General features: G+C 72.3%; 15 protein-coding genes and 1 pseudogene. 6 read left to right on the top strand and 10 right to left on the bottom strand.

Annotation, left to right across the window (positions count from 1 at the left end; genetic code table 11):
- Positions 1-57 precede the first annotated feature (57 nt).
- Both ACFY0P_RS33325 and ACFY0P_RS33320 read left to right on the top strand, forming a co-directional pair.
- Entirely contained in the window at positions 58-2,727 is a 2,670-nt protein-coding gene (locus tag ACFY0P_RS33325; protein WP_388921500.1) for an FAD/NAD(P)-binding protein, read from the top strand.
- Positions 2,728-3,167: 440 nt separating this feature from the next.
- Positions 3,168-3,359 (top strand): annotated as a pseudogene (locus tag ACFY0P_RS33320) (Tat pathway signal sequence domain protein); the annotation flags it as partial.
- A gap of 188 nt (positions 3,360-3,547) precedes the next feature.
- On the opposite strand, the gene ACFY0P_RS33315 reads toward ACFY0P_RS33320, so the two are convergent.
- Genes ACFY0P_RS33315 through ACFY0P_RS33305 form a run of 3 tightly spaced genes read right to left on the bottom strand, consistent with a single transcriptional unit; the run spans position 3,548 to position 6,075 of the window.
- Complete coding sequence (locus tag ACFY0P_RS33315) at positions 3,548-4,876, bottom strand: lanthionine synthetase LanC family protein (protein ID WP_388921497.1); 1,329 nt, start codon at positions 4,874-4,876, stop codon at positions 3,548-3,550.
- A 9-nt stretch (positions 4,877-4,885) separates the two neighbouring features.
- Positions 4,886-5,659, bottom strand: a complete 774-nt coding sequence (locus tag ACFY0P_RS33310; protein WP_388921494.1) for an IclR family transcriptional regulator — start codon at positions 5,657-5,659, stop codon at positions 4,886-4,888.
- Entirely contained in the window at positions 5,656-6,075 is a 420-nt protein-coding gene (locus ACFY0P_RS33305) for a MarR family winged helix-turn-helix transcriptional regulator (protein ID WP_388921691.1), read from the bottom strand. The genes ACFY0P_RS33310 and ACFY0P_RS33305 overlap by 4 nt, the downstream gene beginning before the upstream one ends.
- A 228-nt stretch (positions 6,076-6,303) precedes the next feature.
- On the opposite strand from ACFY0P_RS33305, the gene ACFY0P_RS33300 reads away from it, so the two are divergent.
- The 4 genes from ACFY0P_RS33300 to ACFY0P_RS33285 are packed head-to-tail and all read left to right on the top strand — an operon-like array spanning position 6,304 to position 10,081.
- Positions 6,304-7,221 carry an SDR family NAD(P)-dependent oxidoreductase gene (locus tag ACFY0P_RS33300; protein ID WP_388921491.1) on the top strand — a complete coding sequence of 306 codons (918 nt, stop codon included), beginning with the start codon at positions 6,304-6,306 and terminating at the stop codon, positions 7,219-7,221.
- Positions 7,221-8,096 (top strand): amidohydrolase family protein, encoded by an 876-nt coding sequence (locus tag ACFY0P_RS33295; RefSeq protein WP_388921488.1) that lies wholly within the window; start codon positions 7,221-7,223, stop codon positions 8,094-8,096. Before ACFY0P_RS33300 ends, ACFY0P_RS33295 begins: the two co-directional genes overlap by 1 nt.
- A 10-nt stretch (positions 8,097-8,106) precedes the next feature.
- Positions 8,107-9,615 carry a long-chain fatty acid--CoA ligase gene (locus ACFY0P_RS33290; RefSeq protein WP_388921485.1) on the top strand — a complete coding sequence of 503 codons (1,509 nt, stop codon included), beginning with the start codon at positions 8,107-8,109 and terminating at the stop codon, positions 9,613-9,615.
- Positions 9,616-9,625: 10 nt separating this feature from the next.
- The gene (locus ACFY0P_RS33285) at positions 9,626-10,081 is read left to right on the top strand and encodes a MaoC family dehydratase (RefSeq protein ID WP_388921482.1); all 456 of its coding nucleotides are present in this window, start codon (positions 9,626-9,628) and stop codon (positions 10,079-10,081) included.
- 106 nt (positions 10,082-10,187) lie between these two features.
- Here ACFY0P_RS33285 and ACFY0P_RS33280 read toward each other — a convergent pair whose 3' ends face one another.
- The 7 genes from ACFY0P_RS33280 to ACFY0P_RS33250 all read right to left on the bottom strand — a co-directional run bounded on the left by ACFY0P_RS33280 (position 10,188) and on the right by ACFY0P_RS33250 (position 21,010).
- Entirely contained in the window at positions 10,188-11,855 is a 1,668-nt protein-coding gene (locus ACFY0P_RS33280) for a PHP domain-containing protein (RefSeq protein ID WP_388921479.1), read from the bottom strand.
- Between the two features lie 23 nt (positions 11,856-11,878).
- Positions 11,879-13,711 carry a LamG-like jellyroll fold domain-containing protein gene (locus ACFY0P_RS33275; RefSeq protein WP_388921476.1) on the bottom strand — a complete coding sequence of 611 codons (1,833 nt, stop codon included), beginning with the start codon at positions 13,709-13,711 and terminating at the stop codon, positions 11,879-11,881.
- 78 nt (positions 13,712-13,789) lie between these two features.
- A complete protein-coding gene (locus tag ACFY0P_RS33270; protein WP_388921473.1) occupies positions 13,790-16,786 on the bottom strand; it encodes a glycoside hydrolase family 2 TIM barrel-domain containing protein in 2,997 nt (998 codons plus the stop codon).
- Between the two features lie 17 nt (positions 16,787-16,803).
- Entirely contained in the window at positions 16,804-17,718 is a 915-nt protein-coding gene (locus tag ACFY0P_RS33265; RefSeq protein ID WP_388921688.1) for an alkaline phosphatase family protein, read from the bottom strand.
- Between the two features lie 139 nt (positions 17,719-17,857).
- The gene (locus ACFY0P_RS33260; protein ID WP_388921470.1) at positions 17,858-18,727 is read right to left on the bottom strand and encodes a carbohydrate ABC transporter permease; all 870 of its coding nucleotides are present in this window, start codon (positions 18,725-18,727) and stop codon (positions 17,858-17,860) included.
- The gene (locus tag ACFY0P_RS33255) at positions 18,724-19,698 is read right to left on the bottom strand and encodes a carbohydrate ABC transporter permease (protein WP_388921685.1); all 975 of its coding nucleotides are present in this window, start codon (positions 19,696-19,698) and stop codon (positions 18,724-18,726) included. The genes ACFY0P_RS33260 and ACFY0P_RS33255 overlap by 4 nt, the downstream gene beginning before the upstream one ends.
- 34 nt (positions 19,699-19,732) lie before the next feature.
- A complete protein-coding gene (locus tag ACFY0P_RS33250; protein ID WP_388921467.1) occupies positions 19,733-21,010 on the bottom strand; it encodes an extracellular solute-binding protein in 1,278 nt (425 codons plus the stop codon).
- Positions 21,011-21,105 lie beyond the last annotated feature (95 nt).

Genomic DNA, 21,105 nt, shown 5'->3' with positions numbered 1-21,105 from the left:
ACCTACCCGATCGGAATAGTGAAGAAGCAGTAAAGCCGACCCCGCCGGAGGTATTCCGTGACCGACGTCCGCAAGCGGCACACCGTGGCCATCGTGGGAGCAGGCGCGGCGGGCACCCTCACCGCCGTCCAGCTCTGCGAGACGGCGCACCGCCGCCGGACTCCGCTCGACCTCGTCCTGATCGACCCGGCCCCGGAGGCGGGCAGGGGCACCGCCTACGCCACCCGCGACCCCCGGCACCGGCTCAACGTGCCCGCCGGCAACATGAGCGCCTACCCGGACGACCCCGGCCACTTCGTCCGCTGGCTCTGCCGGCACGGCGAACCCGCCGTCACCGGCGCCGACTTCGCCACCCGCTACCGCTACGGCGCCTACCTCGCCGACATCCTCGGCCAGGCCGTCGTCCGCGCCCACGGCACGGTCGCGGTACGCCGGCTGCGCACCCTCGCGGAGAGCTGTACCGGCACCCCCGACGGCCGGGTGGCACTCCACCTCGCCGACGGGGGACCCCTGGCGGTGGACAGCGCGGTCCTGGCCACCGGCCCCGCCGGAGCCACCGCCGGCTGGGCCCCGGCCGCCCTGCGCGCCTCGCCCCGGTTCGTCGCCACCCCGTGGGCACCGGAAGCCCTGGACCCCGTACGGGACAGCCCCGACGACGTCCTCCTGGTGGGCACCGGCCTGACCGCCGTCGACCTCGCCCTCACCCTCGACCGTCCCGGCCGCACCGTGCACGCGCTCTCCCGCAGCGGACTGCTGCCCCAGCCGCACGCCCTCGGCCCGGCCGGCGCCATGCCCGCCCCCGACGGCCTCGACGACACCTCGCTCGGCCGGCTCCGGCGCGCGGTCTACCGCCATGTGAGCCGCTCCGTGCGCACCCACGGCGACTGGCGCCCCGGCCTGGACAGCCTCCGCCCGCACACCGCCCGGCTGTGGCGCAGCCTCACCCCCGAGGAGCGCGAGGAGTTCCTGGCCCGCGAAGGCGCCCTGTGGAACACCCACCGCCACCGCATGGCCCCGGCCACCGCCGAACACGTCTCCCGCGCCCGCACCGCGCGGCGCCTGCACGTGCACACCGGAACGGTGGTGCGCGCCACGGACGCCGCAGCCGGTTCCGTCGTCGTCGAGCTGTCCAACGGGCAGGTGCTGCGCGTCGGCTGGGTGGTCGACTGCACCGGTCCGGGCCGCCGTCCCGACACGCCGCTGTGGCAGGCCCTGTTCACCGCCGGTCTGGCCGTCCCCGGCCCACTGGGCATGGGCGTGGCCACCCGCGACGGACAGCTCGCCGATGCCCGAGGCCGCGTCGCCGGCCCCCTGTTCACCCTCGGTGCCCCGCGCCGGGGCGAGTTGTGGGAAACCACGGCGATCCCCGAGATCCGCGTCCAGGCGGCCGAGCTGGCCCAGCGGCTGGTGCCGCTCCCGGAGCGCCGGCGGGGCTCGCGGCGGCCGGCCGACAGCCAGGGGCTGCCCCTGTCCACCCACGCCGAGGCGGCCGCCGCCTACCGCAGCGGCCTGGACCGGGTCCTCAAGGTGCGCTCCGGCGCCGAGGACGCCTTCGCCCGGGCGGTCGCCCTCGACCCCGGTTTCGCGCTCGGCCACGCGACTCTCGCCCTGCTGGGCCACGAGTGCGCCGCCGCCGTCGACGTGCCGCGCGCCCTCGCCGACGCCCAGCGCAGCGCCCGCGAACGCGCGGACGCGCGCGAGCGGTCCTTCGTGGACGTGATCACCCGCCGGATCACCGGTGACGACGGCGACGAGGCGCTCGTACGGCATCTGCGGGAGCACCGGTCGGACGCGCTGGCGCTCGCGGCAGCCGTGCCGACCATCGCGTTCTCCGGGGTCAGCGACCTGCAGGACGACGACGCCCTGCGGCTGCTCGACCTGACCTCGCCGGCCTACGACGGCCACTGGTTCCACACCTCGCTGCTGGCCTTCCTGCGCCAGGAGCAGGGGCGGCTGCACGAGGCGGGCGAACTGGCCCACCGCGCACTGGCCGCCGAGCCCGCCTCCGGGCACGCGGTGCACGCCCTGGCCCACGTCCACTACGAGTCCGGCGCGCACGAGGCGGGCCGGGACTGGCTCGACGGCTGGGTGTCCGGGCGGGGCCGGGGGGCGGTGCACCGGGCGCACTTCTCCTGGCACATCGCCCTGCACGAACTCGCCCTCGACGACCCGGCCGCCGTCCGCAGGCGGTGGTTCGCGCAGCTCGCGCCGGGCCGGGTGGTGAACGGGGTACGGGCCCTGGTCGACTCCGGGTCGCTGCTGTGGCGGGCCCGGGTGAGCGACAGCTGGCAGGGCGACCTCCCGGTCGCGGGGGTGCTGGAGGCGGTGGAACGCGACGTACTGGAGCGGCCGCAGACCGCGTTCACCGCCCTGCACGCGGCCGTCGCCCTCACCGCCGCCGGCGACCTGGCCGCGCTGCGCCGGCTGCGCGATCACGCAGCCGGCGCCGACGAGGTGCAGCGCGAGGTGGTCGCCCCGCTGTGCGAGGCGTTCGCGGCACTCGTCGAGGAGCGCTTCCAGGAGGCGGCCCGGGGACTCGACGCGCTGCTGCCGGTGCTGCGCCGGGTCGGCGGCAGCGCCGCCCAACGGGAGGTCGTGGAGGAGACCCTGCTGTACGCCCTGGTGTCGGACGGCCGTTGCGAGGCGGCCCGGCAACTGCTCGACGCCCGCCTCGACCGCACCCGTGCCCCGCGCGACCTGCGGCTGCGTGCGGGGCTGACCTCCTGAGCGGCCGGGGGATCCGGCGGACCAGGGCGGTGAGCTGTTACGGCGGGAGCTCCCCGGATTGGCCCACCCCGCTCACCGACCTGCTGCCCACCCTCGCCGGCCTCGCGGGCGCGCCCGCCCCCGCAGACGTCGACGGCCTGTCCGTCACGCCGCTCCTGCGCGGCTCCGCCGACGCCGCCCGCCACGACAGCCTGTACTTCTACCGCAACCACGACGGCGTCACCGCCCGCCGGAACGCCGCCGACCGGGGCCGTGGCGACCGGCTCGCCGAGGCGCTGCGGCACGGCGACCTCAAGGCGAGCCGGTTCGCGCCCGGCCGGAGCCGCCGTGCCCCGGACGACCAGTGGGACCTGGAGCTGTACGACCTCGCCCGGGACCCCGGCGAGGAGCACGACCTCGCCGCTGCCCGGCCGGCCCGGGCGGGCGCGCTGGTGAAGCCGATGCACGCCTCGTGGGCGCCGGTGTACCCGCGCAAGCCCTTCGGCGTGACCCTCGAAGTCCGCGGCTGGGGAGCGGAGTTCACGGTCACCGCCACGTTCGCCAGCGGCTCGGCGCGCTCCTGGGACGTCGCCCGGCTCACCCTCGACACCCCGACCGGCTGGACCGCCCACGCCGAGGACGCGGGCACCGCGCCCCGCCTGGACGCCGGCGAACGCTTCACGGTCCGCTGGCGCGTCACCCGCCCCCCAGGTCTCCACCGCGACGACGTTCACCTGCCGGGGCACCGCCCACCACGGGGACGACGAGGTGACCTACACGGCGACGGCGACGGCGACGGCCGGCTGATCCCACGCCTCAACGGGCCGCCGCGCAAGGCCTGTCACGACGACTGTCCGGCGCGCACCCGTGCGGGCACCGCCCACCACTGGTCCGGACGGTCCACGACCGGAGCGTCCGGACCGGTGTCGAGGTACCGGGCGAGGCGCAGCAGGTACGCGGCGATGCCGGCCGCACCCTGCATCCACGACGTGCCCGGCGGCAGCAGCGGGGTGGCGATGCGGTACTCCACGAAGCGCCAGCGGGCCCCGTCCCCGTCCCTGACCGCCCGCTCCACCAGCGCGTCGCCCATCCGCAGCGCGGCGCTCACCAGAGTGTCCGCCCGTGGTGTCCCCGCGCAGTCCTGCGCCGCGTCGAGGAGGACGTCCCCGACGCCCGCCGTCCCGCAGCAGCGGCCGTCGTTGTCCCAGAATCCGGGGCGCAGCCGCTCCGGCAGCCCCGAGGTGAGGATCGAGGTCAGGCAGCGCTGCCGCAGCTCTCCGACGTCATGCCCCGCCACCTCGGTGACGCCCGCGTGGGCGAGCGCCGTGAACAGGTGCGAGGTGCCCGCCGGGCCGTGGCACCAGGTGTACGTCACCGGTTCCACCTCCCGCCTCGACGGCGGGATCGTGTGCGGGACGACGAAGCCGCCGTCCGCGAGCGAGCCCATGGACAGGACATGGCGGGCCGCGTCCGCGGCGGCCGCGACGAAGTCCTCGCGGTGCGCCGCCACGCCCGCCACGGCCAGGGCGGCGCCCACCCCGGCGGCGCCGTGCGAGTAGTTCGGGGACCGCGACTCGCTGCTCGGCGAGATCCCCCAGTCCAGGCCCGCCGCTGTGCGGTCCGCCATCCGCAGCAGCGCCTCGCCGCCGGTCGTCGCGATCGGCTCCGCGTACTCGCCGCCCGCCCAGACCGCCGTCATGACCACGCCCGCGACGCCCATGATGATGTCGGTCAGGGGCGCGTCGGAATCCGGCACGAACGAGGTCGTGGTCCGCCAGCCGTCGGGGGTCGCGAGTTCGGCGAGCCGCCGCAGCACGACCGCCTCACTGCCCGGTTCGAGCAACCGCAGCGCCGTGGCGTGGCCCGCCAGGCCGAGGTAGAGCGAGGGCTCGGTCACGACGGGTGCCTGCGCCGACAGGCGGTGCACGATCCCGGCGGCCAGGGCTCGTTCCGGCCCGCTCAGCGGCCGGTACCGGGCGATCTCCGCCAGCACCGGGGCGAGTCCGGCGATCCCCGCGTACAGCGAGTCGCGGTCCTCCCCGGGGACCGGGTCAGGGCCGTCCTCCGGCACCTCTTCCGGCAGCCACGGACCCTCGTCCTGCCGTACCTGCCCCAGCACCCACGTCCAGGCGGCCTCGCCCAGCTCCCGGTACATCTCGCTCGCCGTCACCCGGACACGCTACACGGCCTGGCCCGTCGTCCGGTCCGGTTGCCAGCCCAGCGCCCGGGAGATCCCGCGGGCCGCCAGCCGCACCGCCGGGACCAGCACCGGCACCTGGGCGTCGGCCTCGGGCACCACCACCGAGACGGCCGCCACCACCTGCCCCGTCGCCCCGCGCACCGGAGCCGCCACCGACAGCGCGTCGTCGGTGACCTGACGGCTGCTCACCGCGGCACCCGTGCGCCGGACTTCGGCCAGGGAGCGCCGCAACCGGGCTGGATCCGTGACGGTGTACGGCGTGAAGGACGTCAACGGGCCTGCACAGTAGTCCTGTTGGAAGCCGGGCGGCTCGTGCGCGAGCAGGGCGAGCCCCACCCCGGTCGCGTGCAACGGCCAGCGGGCCCCGACCCGGATGTGCACGCCCACCGCCGACCGCCCCGACAGCCACTCGATGTACACGACGTCCGACCCGTCCCGCACCGCCAACTGCACGTTCTCGTGCGTCGCTTCGTACAGGTCCTCCAGGTACGGCAGCGCGATCTGGCGCAGCGCCAGGCCGCGCGGCGCCAGCGCGGCCAGTTCCCAGAGCCGCAGCCCCACGTGGTAGAGGCCGTCCGCGTCCCGTTCCAGCGCGCCCCACGCGGTGAGCGCGCCGACCAGGCGGTGCGCGGTGGTGAGGGTGAGCCCGGCCCGGCGGCTGATGTCCGTCAGGCTCAGCGCCGGATGTCCGTGGTCGAAGGCGGCCAGCACCGCGAGCAGCCGGTCGGGCGCGGAGCGGACGGTGGCGGTCATGGCCGGTCGGCGACGCGCAGCAGCAGGGTGTGGAGCGTCGCCCGCTCGGCGGGGTCCAGCGGGTCCAGCAGCTCGTTCGTCACCCGCTGGCCGGCCTCGTCGGTGTCCCGCAGGAACGCCCGGCCGGTCTCGGTGAGCACCACGATCCGGCTGCGGCGGTCGTCGGGGGAGGGGCGCCGCTCGGCGAAGCCCAGCTTCTCCAGGTCGTCGACCAGGCCGACGATCGCGCTCGGGTCGTAGCCGAGCCGGGTGCTCAGCTCCCGCTGGAGCGAGCCCTCCGAGCCGGCGAGGAACCGCAGCACCGCGTAGTGGCGCAGCCGCAGCCCCGACTCCTGCAGGAACGTGTTGAAGACCTGCCCCGAGCGCAGCCCCAGGCGGTACAGCAGGTAGCCCGTGTCCGCGTGCAGCCCGCGCATCCACGGCTCGTCCGCGTCGATCGAGGTCGGGTTCTCGGTGTGCTGGCGGGTGATGGCGTCTCCCAGGTCCGGGCCCCGGCGGCGGGGCGGTCTTTCGCACGGATTCCAGCATGAGGCACCCATGAGATGACAACAACTATTGACGACAACAATTATTGCTCTTAGCTTCGATCTCGAAAGCCGCAGGTGGCCTCCGGGCCGCCGCCGTCGTCTGTGAAGGGACCGACCGTGCCCACCATCGATCTCACCGGCAAGGCCGCCGTCGTCACCGGAAGCGGCCGGGGCCTCGGCCTCGCCTATGCCCACGCCCTGGCCGCCCACGGCGCCTCGGTGGTCGTCAACGACGTCGACGAGACCGTCGCCGAGCAGGCCGTGAAGTCCATCACCGCGGCCGGCGGCACCGCCGTCGCCGAGGTGGTCCCGGTCGGCACCGCCGAGGCCGCGGAACGCCTCGTGAACAGGGCGGTCCAGGAGTTCGGCCGGCTCGACATCCTGGTCACCAACGCGGGCATCCTGCGCGACAAGGTGCTGTGGAAGATGACCGACGACGACTTCGACGCGGTCGTCACCACCCACCTCAAGGGCACCTTCACCTGCGCCCGCGCCGCCGCCGTCCGGATGCGCGAGCAGGGCGAGGGCGGCACCCTGATCCTGGTCGGCTCCCCGGCCGGCCAGCGCGGCAACTTCGGCCAGACCAACTACGCCGCCGCCAAGGCCGGCATCGCCGCCATGGCCCGCACCTGGTCCATGGAGCTGGGCCGGGCGGGCATCACCGTCAACGCGATCGTCCCGGTGGCCGCCACCGCGATGACCGAGACCATCCCCGCCTTCGCCCCGTACATCGAGGCCATGAGGAACGGCGAGCCGCTCCCGGGCTTCCTGCGCAAGGGCGAGGGCTTCGGCACCCCCGAGGACTGCGCGGCCCTCGTCCCCTTCCTGGCCTCCGAGGCCGCCCGCTCGATCACCGGCCAGGCCATCGGCATCGGCGGGGACAAGGTGGCACTCTGGTCGCATCCGCAGGAGATCAGGGCGGCCTACGCCGACGGCGGCTGGACCCCGGACACCCTGGCCGACGCCTTCCCCACCTCGGTCGGCGCCGAACTCCAGACGGTCGGCATCCCGGCGCCCAAGCTTCCGGAGGCGTGATGGACCTGGCATCCCTCACCGCGATCGACGTCCACACGCACGCCGAGGTCTCCTCCCGGGGACACTCCTCCCTCGACGACGACCTGCACGACGCCTCCGCCGCCTACTTCAAGGTCGAGGGCAAGCGGAAGCCGACGATCGAGGAGACCGCGGCCTACTACCGGGAACGGAACATGGCCGCCGTGATCTTCACGGTGGACGCCGAGTCCGCCACCGGCACCGCGCCCGTCCCCAACGAGGAGGTCGCCGAGGCCGCGGCCGCCAACTCCGACGTCCTGATCCCCTTCGCCTCCGTCGACCCCTTCCGCGGCCGGGCGGGCATCAGGCAGGCCCGCCGCCTGGTCGAGGAGTACGGGGTGAAGGGCTTCAAGTTCCACCCCAGCATCCAGGGCTTCTTCCCGAACGACCGCGCGGTGGCCTACGGGCTCTACGAGGTGATCGAGGAGACCGGCACCATCGCCCTCTTCCACACCGGGCAGACCGGTATCGGCGCCGGTGTCCCGGGCGGCGGCGGGATCCGGCTGAAGTACAGCAACCCGCTGCACGTGGACGACGTGGCGGCGGACTTCCCGCACCTGAAGATCATCCTGGCGCACCCGTCCTTCCCCTGGCAGGACGAGGCCCTCGCCGTCGCCACCCACAAGCCGGGCGTCCACATCGACCTGTCCGGCTGGTCGCCCAAGTACTTCCCGCCGCAGCTGGTGCAGTACGCCAACACGCTGCTCAGGGACAAGGTGCTGTTCGGCTCCGACTTCCCCGTCCTCACCCCCGACCGGTGGCTCGCCGACTTCGCGAAGCTGCCGATCAAGGACGAGGTCCGGCCGAAGATCCTCAAGGAGAACGCCGCCCGCCTGCTCGGGCTGACCAAGCCATAAGGGGCCGCAGATGCGCAACGAGGGACTGGGATCGTGGCCCGCACGCCGGGCCCGCAAGACCCCGCACCGCACGGCACTGGTGTCCGGTGGGCAGTCGACCGACTACCGCGCCCTGCACGCACGCACCACCCGCCTGGCCCACGCCCTGCGCGCCCTGGGCATCCGCCGCGGCGACCGCATCGCGTACCTGGGCCCCAACCACCCCGCCTACCTGGAGACCCTGTTCGCGGCGGGCACCCTCGGCGCCGTCTTCGTCCCGCTCAACACCCGCCTGGCCGGCCCCGAGATCGCCTACCAGCTCGGCGACTCCGGCGCCAAGGCCCTCCTCTACGGCCCCTCCCACGCCGGTCTGGTCGCGGGCCTGCCCGGCACCACCGACGTCCGGACGTACGTCGAAGTCGGCCCGGAGTACGAGGAGTTGCTGGCAGCCGCGGCCGACGACCCGATCGACGAACCGGTCGCCCCCGACGACACCTGCATCATCATGTACACCTCGGGAACGACCGGCCGCCCCAAGGGCGCGATGCTCACGCACGCCAACCTGACCTGGAACGCGTTCAACGTCCTGGTCGACACCGACCTGATCGCCGACGAACGCGCCCTGGTCTCGGCCCCGCTGTTCCACACGGCGGGCCTCAACATGCTCGCCCTCCCGGTCCTCCTCAAGGGCGGGACCTGCGTCCTGGTGGAGTCCTTCGACCCGGCCGCGACCCTCGTCCTGATCGAACAGCACCGGATCACCTTCATGTTCGGGGTCCCCACCATGTTCGACCAGGTGGCCCGCCACCCCCGCTGGCCGGACGCCGACCTCTCGTCCCTGCGCATCCTCACCTGCGGCGGCTCCCCGGTCCCGACCCCGCTGATCGCCAGGTACCAGGAGAGAGGCCTGACGTTCCTCCAGGGCTACGGCATGACGGAGGCCTCGCCCGGCACCCTCTTCCTGGACGCCGAGCACGCGACCAGCAAGGCGGGCTCGGCGGGCGTGCCGCACTTCTTCAGCGACGTACGGGTGGTGCGGCCCGACCTGACCCCGGTGGACGTCGGCGAGCCCGGCGAGGTCATGGTCCGCGGACCCCATGTCATGCCCGGCTACTGGGGTCTGCCCGAGGAGACCGCGGCCTCCTTCGCGGACGGCTGGTTCCGCAGCGGGGACGCGGCCACGGTCGACGAGGACGGCTACGTCTTCATCGTCGACCGCCTCAAGGACATGATCATCTCCGGTGGTGAGAACGTCTACCCCGCCGAGATCGAGGACCTGCTCCTCACCCACCCCGACATCGTCGAGTGCGCGGTCATCGGCGTTCCGGACGACAAGTGGGGCGAGGTGCCGCGCGCCGTGGTCGTGCCCCGCGAGGGTGCCGTCCTCGACCCCGACGAGGTGCTCGCCTCACTCTCCGGGCGGCTCGCCAAGTACAAGCTCCCCAAGTCGGTGGTGCTCGCCGACGAACTCCCGCGCACCGCCTCCGGCAAGCTCCTCAAGGCCCGGGTGCGCAAGCGCTACGGCTCCGACTCCCAGTAAGGAAAACGACATGAGCGTCACGGTCAACGGCCTCGACGAACTGAAGAAGCTCGCGGGCAGCGACCTGGGCACCAGCGCCTGGATCGAGGTCACCCAGGACCGCATCGACACCTTCGCCGACGCCACCGGCGACCACCAGTGGATCCACGTCGACCCCGAGCGGGCGGCCGCGGGCCCCTTCGGTGCCCCGATCGCCCACGGCTACCTCACCCTGTCGTTGTTCATCCCCCTGTTCACCGAGCTGCTCGACGTCCAGGGCGTCACCACGAAGGTCAACTACGGCCTCAACAAGGTGCGTTTCCCCGCGCCGGTGAAGGTGGGCTCGCGGATCCGGCTGACCGCGAGGCTGGCGGAGGTCGAGGACGTGCCGGGCGGTGTGCAGATCGCCGTCGACGGGACGATCGAGATCGAGGGCGGGGCCAAGCCCGCCGCCGTACTGCAGAGCCTGTCGCGGTTCTACGCGTAGTGCCGCGGGCCGGTGGGGCACGACTGACCGCAGCCAGAACGTGCCCCGTAAGGGGCGCGGGGAACTGCGCGACCAGCCCCCACCGGCCCGCAGCCGAACCGGGTGCTCAGCTCACCACGTCCACGAAGATCGGGTTCGAGTAGAACCACGTGTCCGCCCACGGGTCGCCGTTGCCCGGCTCGTGCGGGATCGGGCCGTGCGGGTCGATCGCCGCGCCCAGGTAGCCCGTTCCGTTGCGTTTGCCGTCGCTGCCGCGCAGCCGGACGTAGAACGACTCGTCGCCCGCGGTGATGGGGATGCGCAGGGTGTAGGTGCCCTTGCGGCCGGAGACGTCCTTCGTCCGGACGACCTTGGTGTCGGGCGCCTGCCAGGTGTCGCGGTCGGTCACCGGGCCGCGCACCGCGCCCCGGATGAGGTCGACGTGCGCCAACTGGGGCAGGATGCCCTGTGCGTTGACCCGTGACGCGCTCGTCACCGTCACGTTCAGGGTGATCCGCTCGCCCTTGCGGACGCGCAGCCGTCCACCCAGCGTGACACCGGCGCCGTGGTCGCAGTCCCGCTTCAGCCGGACGTCGAGGCCGTCCAGCAGGTGCCCGTGGTCCAGCCAGACCCGGCCCGCGCGCAGGCCAGCCATCACCGCACGGTAGCCGTACCGGGTGACGCCGACGTGCGTACGGCTGAACTCGCCCGGCCAGAAGTCGCTGCCGGGCTGCGGGGTGTCGGTGTTCACCGGGTCGGGCAGCTTGCCGGTGTTGTCGAAGTTCTGCCCGGCCGGCCAGTCGCCGTTCCTCCAGGTGTCGAAGACCGTGCGGTGGTTGTCGGAGTTCGTGGTGATCGTGAAGAGGCGCCCCTCCGACAGCATCGCGTCCCAGAGGCCGCCGACCGTGGCCGTCGCCCAGTCGAAGCCGCCGTAGGTGAGGTACGCGTCGGCCGGGTAGCCCGCCCAGGACTGGGCGGAGGGCTTGTTCTCGTACTCGCCGCGGATCGAGGTGGCACCGCGCCAGCCCGGGATGGCGGCACCCTGGGCGCCGGGCGCGCCCTCCATGCCGATCATGATCTCGGAAGCCGCGTCCCGCCAGTTGCGCATCTCGTGCGGGGAGTCGATGCCGAGCCGCAGCGGGTGGTTGGCGAGGACGAGGACGTCGTCGACGTAGCCGGCGCGGCGCTGCTCGGCCAGCCACTGGATGGCCTTGACGGCGTGCGCCTCGTTGCGGGCGGTGTCGGCCGCACCCGCCGATCCCTCGGTGTAGCCCAGGAGCTTGCCGTCGTAGGCCAGCTCGAACTGCGTGAGCAGATCGGTCTCGTGCGGTCCTGGCGCGGCGAACACCGTGCAGTGCTCGGCGGCCGGGATGTACCACTCCAGGCCCTGGAAGATCAGCTGGCGGGGGTTCTCGGCACGCGCCTTGAGGATCTCCGAGTGCTCCGACTTCGCGCCGTAGTAGGCGTGCCCGAAGTTGGAGTGCTCGTTGAACACCATCCAGTCCAGGCCGTACTCGGCGGCTGCCTGGGCCTGCTGGGAGAACGTGTACTTGGCGTCGTGGCTGTACACGGAGTGGACGTGGTGGTCGCCGACCAGGTAGGCGAGACGGGGGTCCTCGCCGCCCAGGCCCCGGCCGGACGCGGCGGACGCGGGGGTCGCCGCCGACCCGAGCGCGAACGCGGCGCCGAACAGGCCCGCGCGGCGCAGGAGTCCGCGCCGGGACATGCCCTGGGCGTCCAGGTCGGCGGGGGAGACGGCAGGGTCGGCCCAGGTGGGCAGCTGCTGCTCGGTCATGAAGATGATCCTCGTAACGGGGGTCAGGCGGTCATGAAGGAGGAGACGGGCAGGGCCCGGGAGACGATCCGGACGTCGCCGAGGCGGCCGTACAGGATCTGGTCGATCTTGTCCGCGTACTCGTAGCCGCCGAGCAGCCAGGGCTTCCCGGACGAGGCGATGCCGACCGCGGCGGCGTGCGGGTTGCGGGCCACCGGGCAGCCCTGCACGTACATCGTGGTGTGCTTGCCGTCGTTGACGACGGCGACGTGCCACCAGATCTCCGGGTCGGTCTCGTCGCCCCAGTTGGTGGCCAGCTGCTGCTGGTTGAGCGGGTGGACGGCCCACTGCGGGCCGGGGCCGTCGGAGAGGGAGAGCGTGGCGAGCGGCTCGTCCGGGTCGTCGGTGACGGTGCCGACCGAGCCGTTGCGGCCGGTGCGGCTGACCAGCCCGGACCAGGCGTTGTGCGAGGAGTTCCAGTCCGCGGGCAGCCGGTAGAACGCCTCGATGGTGTAACCGTCCTCGAAGGTCGCCGAGTTGAGCGGTGCGCCGTCGACGGTGCGCAGGTAGGCGCCCTTCAGCGGTGACTTGAAGCCGGTGAACTCCAGGCTGCCGTGGCCCGGCTGGTCCGGGTGGTGGTCCGCCGACCAGCCGAGGGTGCCGCCGCCCACCGACACCACGGTGAGGTCGTTGCCGTTGCCGGACAGGTCACGGACCGTGCCGGAGACCGCCGAGTCGAACCGCCAGTAGGCGGCGGTGCCCCGGACCAGCAACTGCGAGGCGGGCCGCGCCGGGCGGACCGGCACCGGGTCGAAGCCGGCGAAGCGGTCCGCGAAGTCGATGTCGACGGAGAAGCGGTCCCCGTCACCGCTGAGCTCCATCTCCTGCCGCTCCAGCTCGTTCAGGCCCTTCTTGGCCCGGCCGAGGATCCACGGCGAGACCGTCTCCACGTCGATGACGTCGCGGTCCAGGTCGAAGTGGTAGAGGCGGATCATCGCCGCGCCGCCGAAGTACCGGTTCTGGTAGTTCGTCAGGTGCAGGTGCACGTCGTTGCCGGCCGCGTTCTTGCGGGTCGCGCGGCGGGCCGGCCAGTAGTGGCCGTTGAGGGTGAGGAAGATCTGGTCGTGCTCGTCGACCAGCTGGTCCCACAGCTGCTGCCCGTACGACGACAACTCGTCGTCGTCCACGACCAGTTCGTGCGTGGTGAGGATGACCGGCGCCTTCGGGTGCGCGGCGATGACGTCCTTCGCCCAGGCGTACCCCTTGGCCGACAGCCGCCAGTCCAGGGCCAGGACGAGCCACTCGCGCCCGGCCGCCTTGAACAGGTGGTAGGTGTTGTAGCCGTCCGCGGAGGCCCCGCCGAACGTCGGCTTGTCCGCGAAGCGCTGCGGCCCGAAGGCGTCCAGGTACGGCGTGGCACCGCGCTGGTCGTCCGTGGACGACCTGATGTCGTGGTTGCCGGCCAGCACGCTGTAGCCGACCCCGCGCCGGTCGAGGATCCCGAACGCCTTGCTGATCGCGGCGAACTCCTCCGCCGCACCGTTCTGGGTGAGGTCGCCGAGGTGGGACAGGAAGACGATGTTGTCGTCGGATTCGCCGCCGTGCTCGAGGAGGTAGCGCAGCGAGGCCTCGATGGGCGCCGGGTTGATGCTCGGCCCGTCGAAGAGGTACTGGGTGTCGGGCATCACCGCGAGGGTGAAGCGCCGGCTCTCCGGGTCGGGCCGCCGGCCGGAGCCGGAGGACGCCTCGGCGACGGTGGGCAGCGCGACCCCGGCGGTGGTGGCGGCGCCGAGGAGCGCGGTCGCCCGGAGGAAACTGCGGCGTCCGGCTCCGGCCTGCGCGGCCTCGCCCTGAGGGTGGTCATGCGAAGTACACACGTGTGCTCCGTGAGTAAGCAGAAGTGACGGCGAAGAGCGTGGGGGGATCTCGGAAGGCGGATCTCGGCAGTACGGATCTCAGAGGACGCGCAGGGTCCAGCTCCAGCGGTGGATGCCCGGTGCGACCAGGTAGGAGGGGAAGGTGTCGGGACCGCACGATGCCGTACCGAGGCCCCGGTGCGCGGCGTCGATGTGGACCACACAGCCGGCCCGCGGCACGAGTTCGTCGTGGTGCGTGACGGCGGTGAGGTCCTCGGCGCGGTAGCGGCTGACGGAGACCTGGCGGGGCTCGTCCAGCTCGACCGCGAGCCCGGTGGCGTCCGGCGCCGACAGCGTGAACCGCCGTACGCCGTGCCGGCCGCCGCTCTCCTGGGGCCGCAGATACGGGGTGAACAACTCGTCCACGGGCAGCGAGTGGTGGCCGACCGGGGCTCCGGCGGCACGGTCCGGGTACGACTCCCAGGGACCCTGACCGAACCACTCCAGCAGGTCGAGCCCGGCCACCGTCTCGAAGACCGAGCCGACCCGGGCCACGTCGTCGAACTCCTCGGGGAGTTCGGCCGACTCGTCGACCCGGACACCGCCCTCGACCGGCGTGAACTCCTGCCGGTGCCGCACGACGCCGACCGTGCCGGCGTACTCGGCGAGCACGGTCACCCTCCCCCAGCCTTCGGCCGGGGGCACCCCCATCTCGCTTCGCTCGCCGTCGCGGCGCACCGAGACCACCTTGCGCACCAGCCGGTCCAGGCCCCAGGCGCGCCAGCGCAGCGCCATCCCGCCCAGCTCGTCGTTGTCGGTGGGCGCCCGCCACAGCGACAGCGCCGGCGCGGCGGTCAGCAGCGGATGCAGCAGCAGTCCCTCGCCGTCCACCTCGACGGCGGGCCCCGCCGGCACCGGCGGCCCGAGCCGGTCCGCCGCCCGGAGCCGGATCTGCGGCGCGCAGATCTCCGTACCCGCCGGCGCCCACGCCTGGTCCTCGGCGACCGTCACCCGCAGCGTCAGCCACGCCTCACCGCCGTCCGCCGGTACCTCGAACGGCAGCGGTACGGCCGCCGTCTCGCCGGGACACAGCTCGGGCAGCTCGGCCGGGCCGGTCAGGGTACGGCCGTCGGCCAGCGCCAGTTCCCAGGTGCCGGCCAGCCAGTCGAAGCCCCGGAAGTGCTGGTGGTTGGCGAGCACGATGCCCTCGTGCCGGAAGCACCGGATGCGGACCGGCGCCGCGATCTCCCGGTGCTCGTACATCGCGGGCTTGGGGGTGCGGTCGGGGAAGACGATGCCGTCCGCGACGAACGCCCCGTCGTGCAGGGCCTCGCCGAAGTCGCCGCCGTACGCCCAGCGGTGGCCGGGCGCGGTGACACCGTTGTCGTACAGTCCGGCGCCCGTGCGCCCGACCGGTCTTCCGTCGCTCACCCGCTGGAGAATTCCGTGGTCCCAGAACTCCCAGATGAACCCGCCCTGAAGTCCCGGAGTGGACTCGATGGCGGCCCAGTGGTCGGCCAGCGTGCCGTTGCTGTTGCCCATCGCGTGGGAGTACTCGCACTGGATCAGGGGCTTGGTCTGCTCCCCGGACAGGGCGTGGGCGACGCAGTCCTCCAGCGGTGCGTACATCGGACAGGCGATGTCGGAGGCCACGTCCGGGTCGGCCCAGCCGCGCTTGGCCGCCCCCTCGTACTGGATCGGCCGGGTGGGGTCGTGCCGCCGCACCCAGCCCGCCGCCGCGTCGTGGTTCGCGCCGTAGTCGGACTCGTTGCCCAGCGACCAGATGATGACCGACGGGTGGTTCTTGTCGCGCAGGACCATGCGTGAGACCCGGTCCACGAAGGCGTTCAGGTAGCGCGGGTCGTCGGCGGTCTCGTGGGCGTGGTCGTGGGACTCGATGTCCGCCTCGTCGACGACGTAGAAGCCGAGCTCGTCGGCGATGTCGTACAGGGCCGGGTCGTTCGGGTAGTGCGAGGTGCGGATCGCGTTGAACCCGAACCGCTTCAGCACCACCAGGTCGGCGCGCATGTCGTCGTACGACACCGTCCGCCCGGTGAGCGGGTGGAAGTCGTGGCGGTTGACGCCCCGGATGAACACCCGCTCGCCGTTGACGAGCAGGTCCCGGCCGACGATCTCGACGTCCCGGAAGCCGACGCGGTGGTACGACGTGTCGGCGACCGTGCCGTCGGCGCGGTGCAGCCGGACGGTCAGCCCGTACAGCTCGGGCTGCTCCGCGTTCCAGGTGCGCACGTCCGGCACGACGGCGTGGATACGGGCCTCGCCGAGGAAGTCGGAGACCCGGTCGTCCTCGGTGTTGATCCGGTCGAACTCGGCGTCCTGCGCGAGGGGTTCGCCGTCGAGGTCGCCGGTGACGTACCAGCCGCCGGGCAGCGCCCGGTCGCCGGCGGCGTTGCGCACCTGGCAGTCCACACGCAGCTCGCCGTCCCGGCGGGCCCGCACGGTCACGTCCGCGAGCCGCAACGGGTCGGTCGCGTACAGCAGTACCGGGCGGGTGATCCCGCCGTGCCACCAGTGGTCCTGGTCCTCGATGTGCGAGGCGTCCGACCACTTGACGACGGTGAGCCTGAGCACCGACCGCGCGCCGGGGCGGACGGCGTCGGTCAGGTCGAACTCGGCGGCCAGGTGCGAGTCCTTGGAGACGCCCACCGGGCGCCCGTCGACGTGCACGAGGAGCACGCTCTCGGCGGCACCGACCTGGAGCACGATCCGGCGCCCGGCCCACTCGGCGGGCACGTCCAGCGCACGCTCGTAGACCCCCGTGGGGTTGGCGGCGGGGGAGTGCGGCGGGAACTCGCGGAACGGCATGGTGACGTTCGTGTACTGCGGCAGGTCGTCGGTGTCCTGCACGGTCCAGGCGCCGGGGACGTGTGCCGTGGACCAGGAGCCGCCGACCGGCGCGTCCGGAGCTGGCAGCAACTGGAAGGACCAGTCGCCGTCCAGGGGGAGTGCTCCGGCGCGCCGGTCGACGGCGTTCATGGGGAGCCGTCCCCAGGAGGTCACCTCGGGTGCCTCCCAGGGGCGGAGGGCGATCAGGGGATCGGCGGGCCGGGGCCCGGGGATCGACGGATCGTTCATCGGCGGATGGCTCCCTTTTACGGTGATGGGGGTGGCGTGGCGGGCCTGGGCAGGACGCGTCCTTCCCAGCCCCAGTCCGGGTCGACGGGGATGCCGAGCCGGTCCAGGACGGTGGGGGCGATGTCGACGAGGCGGGGCGAGTCGAGCCGCGTGCCGGCGGACGTGCCGGGCTCGGCGAGGATGACGAACACCTCGCGTTCGGCACGGGTGTCGCCGCCGTGGCCGCCGCTGTCGAGGTGCCCGTGGTCGGTGGTGACCAGGACGGTCCACCGCTCGCCGGAGCCGCGGGCCTCGACCGCCGCGAGCAGCCGCCCGAGGTGGGCGTCCTGGGCGAGCAGGGCGGCGTCGTAGGCGGGGGAGAGCGGGCCGGTGGCGTGGCCGGCCTCGTCGGTGGCGCCGAAGTACACGAACACCAGGTCCGGGTCGTGCTCGGTGAGCCAGCGGACGGCGGTGCGGGCGACGAGCTCGTCCGCGGTCGCGTAGCCGTCGGTCTCGCCGTCGTGGTGCACCCGCCGGCCGATGGCGGGGCCGAGGGTGCCGCGGTGGACCAGCTCCGGCCAGGACACCGCGGCCGCGGTGCGCAGGCCGGGACGGGCGGTGGCGGCGCGGGTGAGGAAGTCGGGGTGACGGGTGTAGTCGGCGCCGGCGAAGTCGTTGCCGGTGACCCCGTGCCGGTCCGGCCACACCCCGGTCAGCACGCTCGACCAGCCGGGGCCGGAGTCGGTGTAGGCCATGCTGGTGGACGGCCCGTCCGCGGCCCGGCCGTCCGCCTCGCCGTACGGCAGCAGGCTGGTGCCGTGGGCACCCGCGGTCATGAGGCCGTGCAGGACGGGCGCGTGGGCACCGGGCCGGGTCAGCCGGTCGTGGCGCAGCCCGTCCATGCCCACCACGAGCACCCGGTCGCGCCCGGCGCCGTCCGTCCCGGCGGACACGGCACGGCGCCGGGCGAAGGGCAGGCGGGCCGAGGGCCCCTTACCCTCCGCTCCTGGCGTCCGCCAGGCGTCGGCGTTCGTCACCGGATCCCTCCCTCTGTCTCGCGCGTACCGTGCGGGCCGGCCCGGCCCGCACGGGTCAGGTGCCCTGCACCGCGCCCTCGGTGGCGCCCGCGATGAAACCGCGGGCGAAGATGCTGAACACGATGACCAGCGGGAGCGCCGCCATCAGTACACCGGCCATGACCATGCTGTAGTCGGTGGTGTGGCCGACGTTGAGCTGGGCGAGCTCCACCTGGAGCGTCACATGGCCGGGGTTGGTGAGCACGACCAGCGGCCAGATGTAGTCGTTCCAGCAGTTGACGAAGGCGTAGATGGCGAGGAACGACAGCGCGGGCCTGATCATCGGCAGTGCGATGTTCCAGTACTGCCGGAAGAACCCGGCGCCGTCGATGCGCGCGGCGTCGAGGAGTTCGTCGGGCACGCCGTTCTGGATGTACTGGTGCAGCCAGAAGATGCCGAAGGCGTTGGCGAGGGACGGCAGGGCCAGCGCCTTGAGCATGCCCACCCAGCCGATCTTCGACATGAGGATGAACTGCGGCAGGATCGCCAGCTGCAGGGGCAGCATCATGAACAGCAGCAGCGTGCCGAAGAGCAGCTTGCGCCCGGGGAAGTCGAACTTGGCGAAGGTGAAGGCCGCCAGGGAGTCGACGAACAGCACCAGGACGGTGGTGACGGTCGCGACCATCACCGTGTTGAGCATCGACCCGAAGAAATCGATGGTGTTCAGCACATGCCGGATGTTCTCCAGCAGATGGGAGCCGAAGGTGAACTTCGGCGGGCTCTTGTAGATGTCCTGGGTGGTGTTGGTCGCCATGACGATCGTCCACGCGAAGGGGAAGACCGAGATCAGGACGGCCACGACGAGAATGATGTGCGCCGTCAGGCCCCTGGGGCGGCGCAGCCGTCTGCCGCCCGTGGCCGGCCGCGCGGTGTCCACTGCCGTCATACCTTCCTCCCTCGTGTGGTGATGCGCCAGTTGACGGCGACGAGGACGATGATCAGTACGAAGAAGGCCCACACGATGGCCGCGCCGTAGCCGTAGTCGTTGTTGAGGAAGGCCGACTGATAGAAGTACAGCAACGTGGTCAGACCCGCCTGGCCGGGGCCGCCGAGGTTCGCGTTGGCGGCGTTGCTGCCGAACAGGACCTGGGGTTCGCTGAAACTCTGCAGACCGTTGATGGTCGAGATGATGACGGTGAACAGGATGATCGGCCGCATGATCGGGATCGTGATCTGGAAGAACGTGCGGATGGGTCCCGCACCGTCCACCTTCGCCGCCTCGTAGATCGAGTTCGGGATCGCCTGCAGACCCGCCAGATAGATGATCATGTTGTAGCCGGTCCACTGCCAGGTCATCAGCAGCGCGATGACCAGCTTGATCAGCCACGGGTTGCTCAGCCAGGGAACCGGCGAGATGCCGACCATGCCCAGGATCGCGTTGACCAGACCGAAGTTGTTGCTGAACACAGCGCCGAAGAAGATCGCCACGGCGACGATCGAGGTGACGTTCGGGACGTACAGCGCGATGCGGTAGAAGCCCTTGAAGCGGCGCACCGAGTGCAGCAGCGTCGCCAGCATCAGGGCGCCGAAGAGGGTGGGCACGGTGGACAGCACCCAGATCACCAGGGTGTTGCGGATCGACAGCCAGAACACCGGGTCGTCCCACAGGAACCTGAACTGCTGCAGGCCCACGAACTGCATGGTGCCCATGCCGTCCCAGCGCTGGAAGGCCAGGTACAGCGAGTAGAAGACGGGGAAGAAGGAGAACGCGGCGAAGATCAGGTAGAACGGCGAGATCGCCAGGTACTGCCGCCAGTACGACAGCGGCCCGCGCCGCCTGGGCCGAGCGGAGCCCGCGGGCGGTGTGCGCCGTGGGCGGAACCGGGCCGGGACCGGCCCGCCGAGGCGCTGCGGCACCTCGGCGGAGCCGGTGACCGGAGGGGACGACACCTCAGCTCACCCCCTGCCGGCGGGCGATCTGCTTGGCCTGGCTGACCGCGTCCTTCCAGGCGTCGTCGGGCTTCTTGCCCTTGGCCTCGATGTTGGTCAGCTCCGTCTTGTAGGGGGCCATCACAGCGGCGTCGGCCGGAGCCTCGTACGCGAGCGGCACGGCCTTGGCGGCCGGCCCGAAGACGTCGATGATCTTCTGTCCGCCGAAGAAGGCGTCGGGGCCCGTCATGGCCGGCATGGTGTAGGCGGCCGGGGCGGCGGGGAAGATGGCGGCGTCGGTGAAGCCGCGGGCGTCGTTGGCGGGGCTGAGGATCCAGCTGATGATCTTGAACGCCTCTTCGGGGTTGCGGCACTGCTTGGGCAGGGCCAGGTAGGAGCCGCCCTGGTTGGCCGGTCCGACGGGCATCGCGCAGACCCGCCACTTGCCCTTGGTCTGCGGCGCGGCCTGCTCGATGTCCAGCGCGTGCCAGGCCGCGCCGAGCTCGGTGAGGAGGGTCTTGCCGATGGCGGCGTTCCAGGTGTTGTCGTTGATCTTGGCGTCGAGGCCGAGGGTGTAGGGGCGCACCGACGTGGTCCACGCGGCGCGGATGTGGTCCTGGTCGCCGATGAAGTGGTTGTTCTTGTCGATGAACCGCTGGGTGCCCTGACCGACGGTCATGTCGAACATGGAGCCGAGGTTGTTGACCAAGTAGGTGCCGGGGTTCTTCTTCTGCAGCTCAGTGCCGAGCGTGAAGTAGTCCTCCCAGGTCTTGACCAGGGCGGCGACCTTGTCGGGGTCGGTGGGCACCCCGGCCTTGGCGAAGAAGTCCTCGCGGTAGAACAGCGCGGTGGGGCCGATGTCGATCGGGAAGCCGATCTGCTTGCCGTCCTTGCTCTGGGCGAGCTTGGTCTTCCAGCCCAGGTACTGGGACGAGATCTTCTTGAAGCCGAGGTCGTTCAGGTCGAGGAAGCGGTCGGCGTTGGGCAGGAAGGACGCGATGTCCTCGCCCTTGATGCCGGTGATGTCCGGCACGGAGGTGCCCGCCGCGATGGTGGTGGTGAGCTTCTGCTTGAAGTCGCCGCCGATGGAGGCGGAGGTCAGCTTGACCGAGCTGCTGAAGTGGGTCTTCGCCTCCGCGACCACCTTGTCGCTGAGCGCGCCACCCCAGTACCACAAGGTGAGGTCCTTGCCGTTCTTGGTGCCGCCCGAGCCCGAGCTGCCGCCGCATGCGACGGTCAGTCCGGACGCGGCCGCGGTGAGCGCGGCGGCCTGGAGGAAGCCTCTACGTGAAAGGTCCACGGGTCACTCCTGTTGTTCCTGTTCGTGGTACTGAGGGGCGTGGTGCTGTGGGGCTCGGGGGGTGTGGGGGCTCGGCGCGTGGGGCTCTGGGCTGT

The sequence above is a fragment of the Streptomyces sp. NPDC001714 genome (assembly GCF_042892755.1).
Lineage (GTDB): Bacteria > Actinomycetota > Actinomycetes > Streptomycetales > Streptomycetaceae > Streptomyces.
This window is presented reverse-complemented; position numbering and strand designations above follow the sequence as displayed.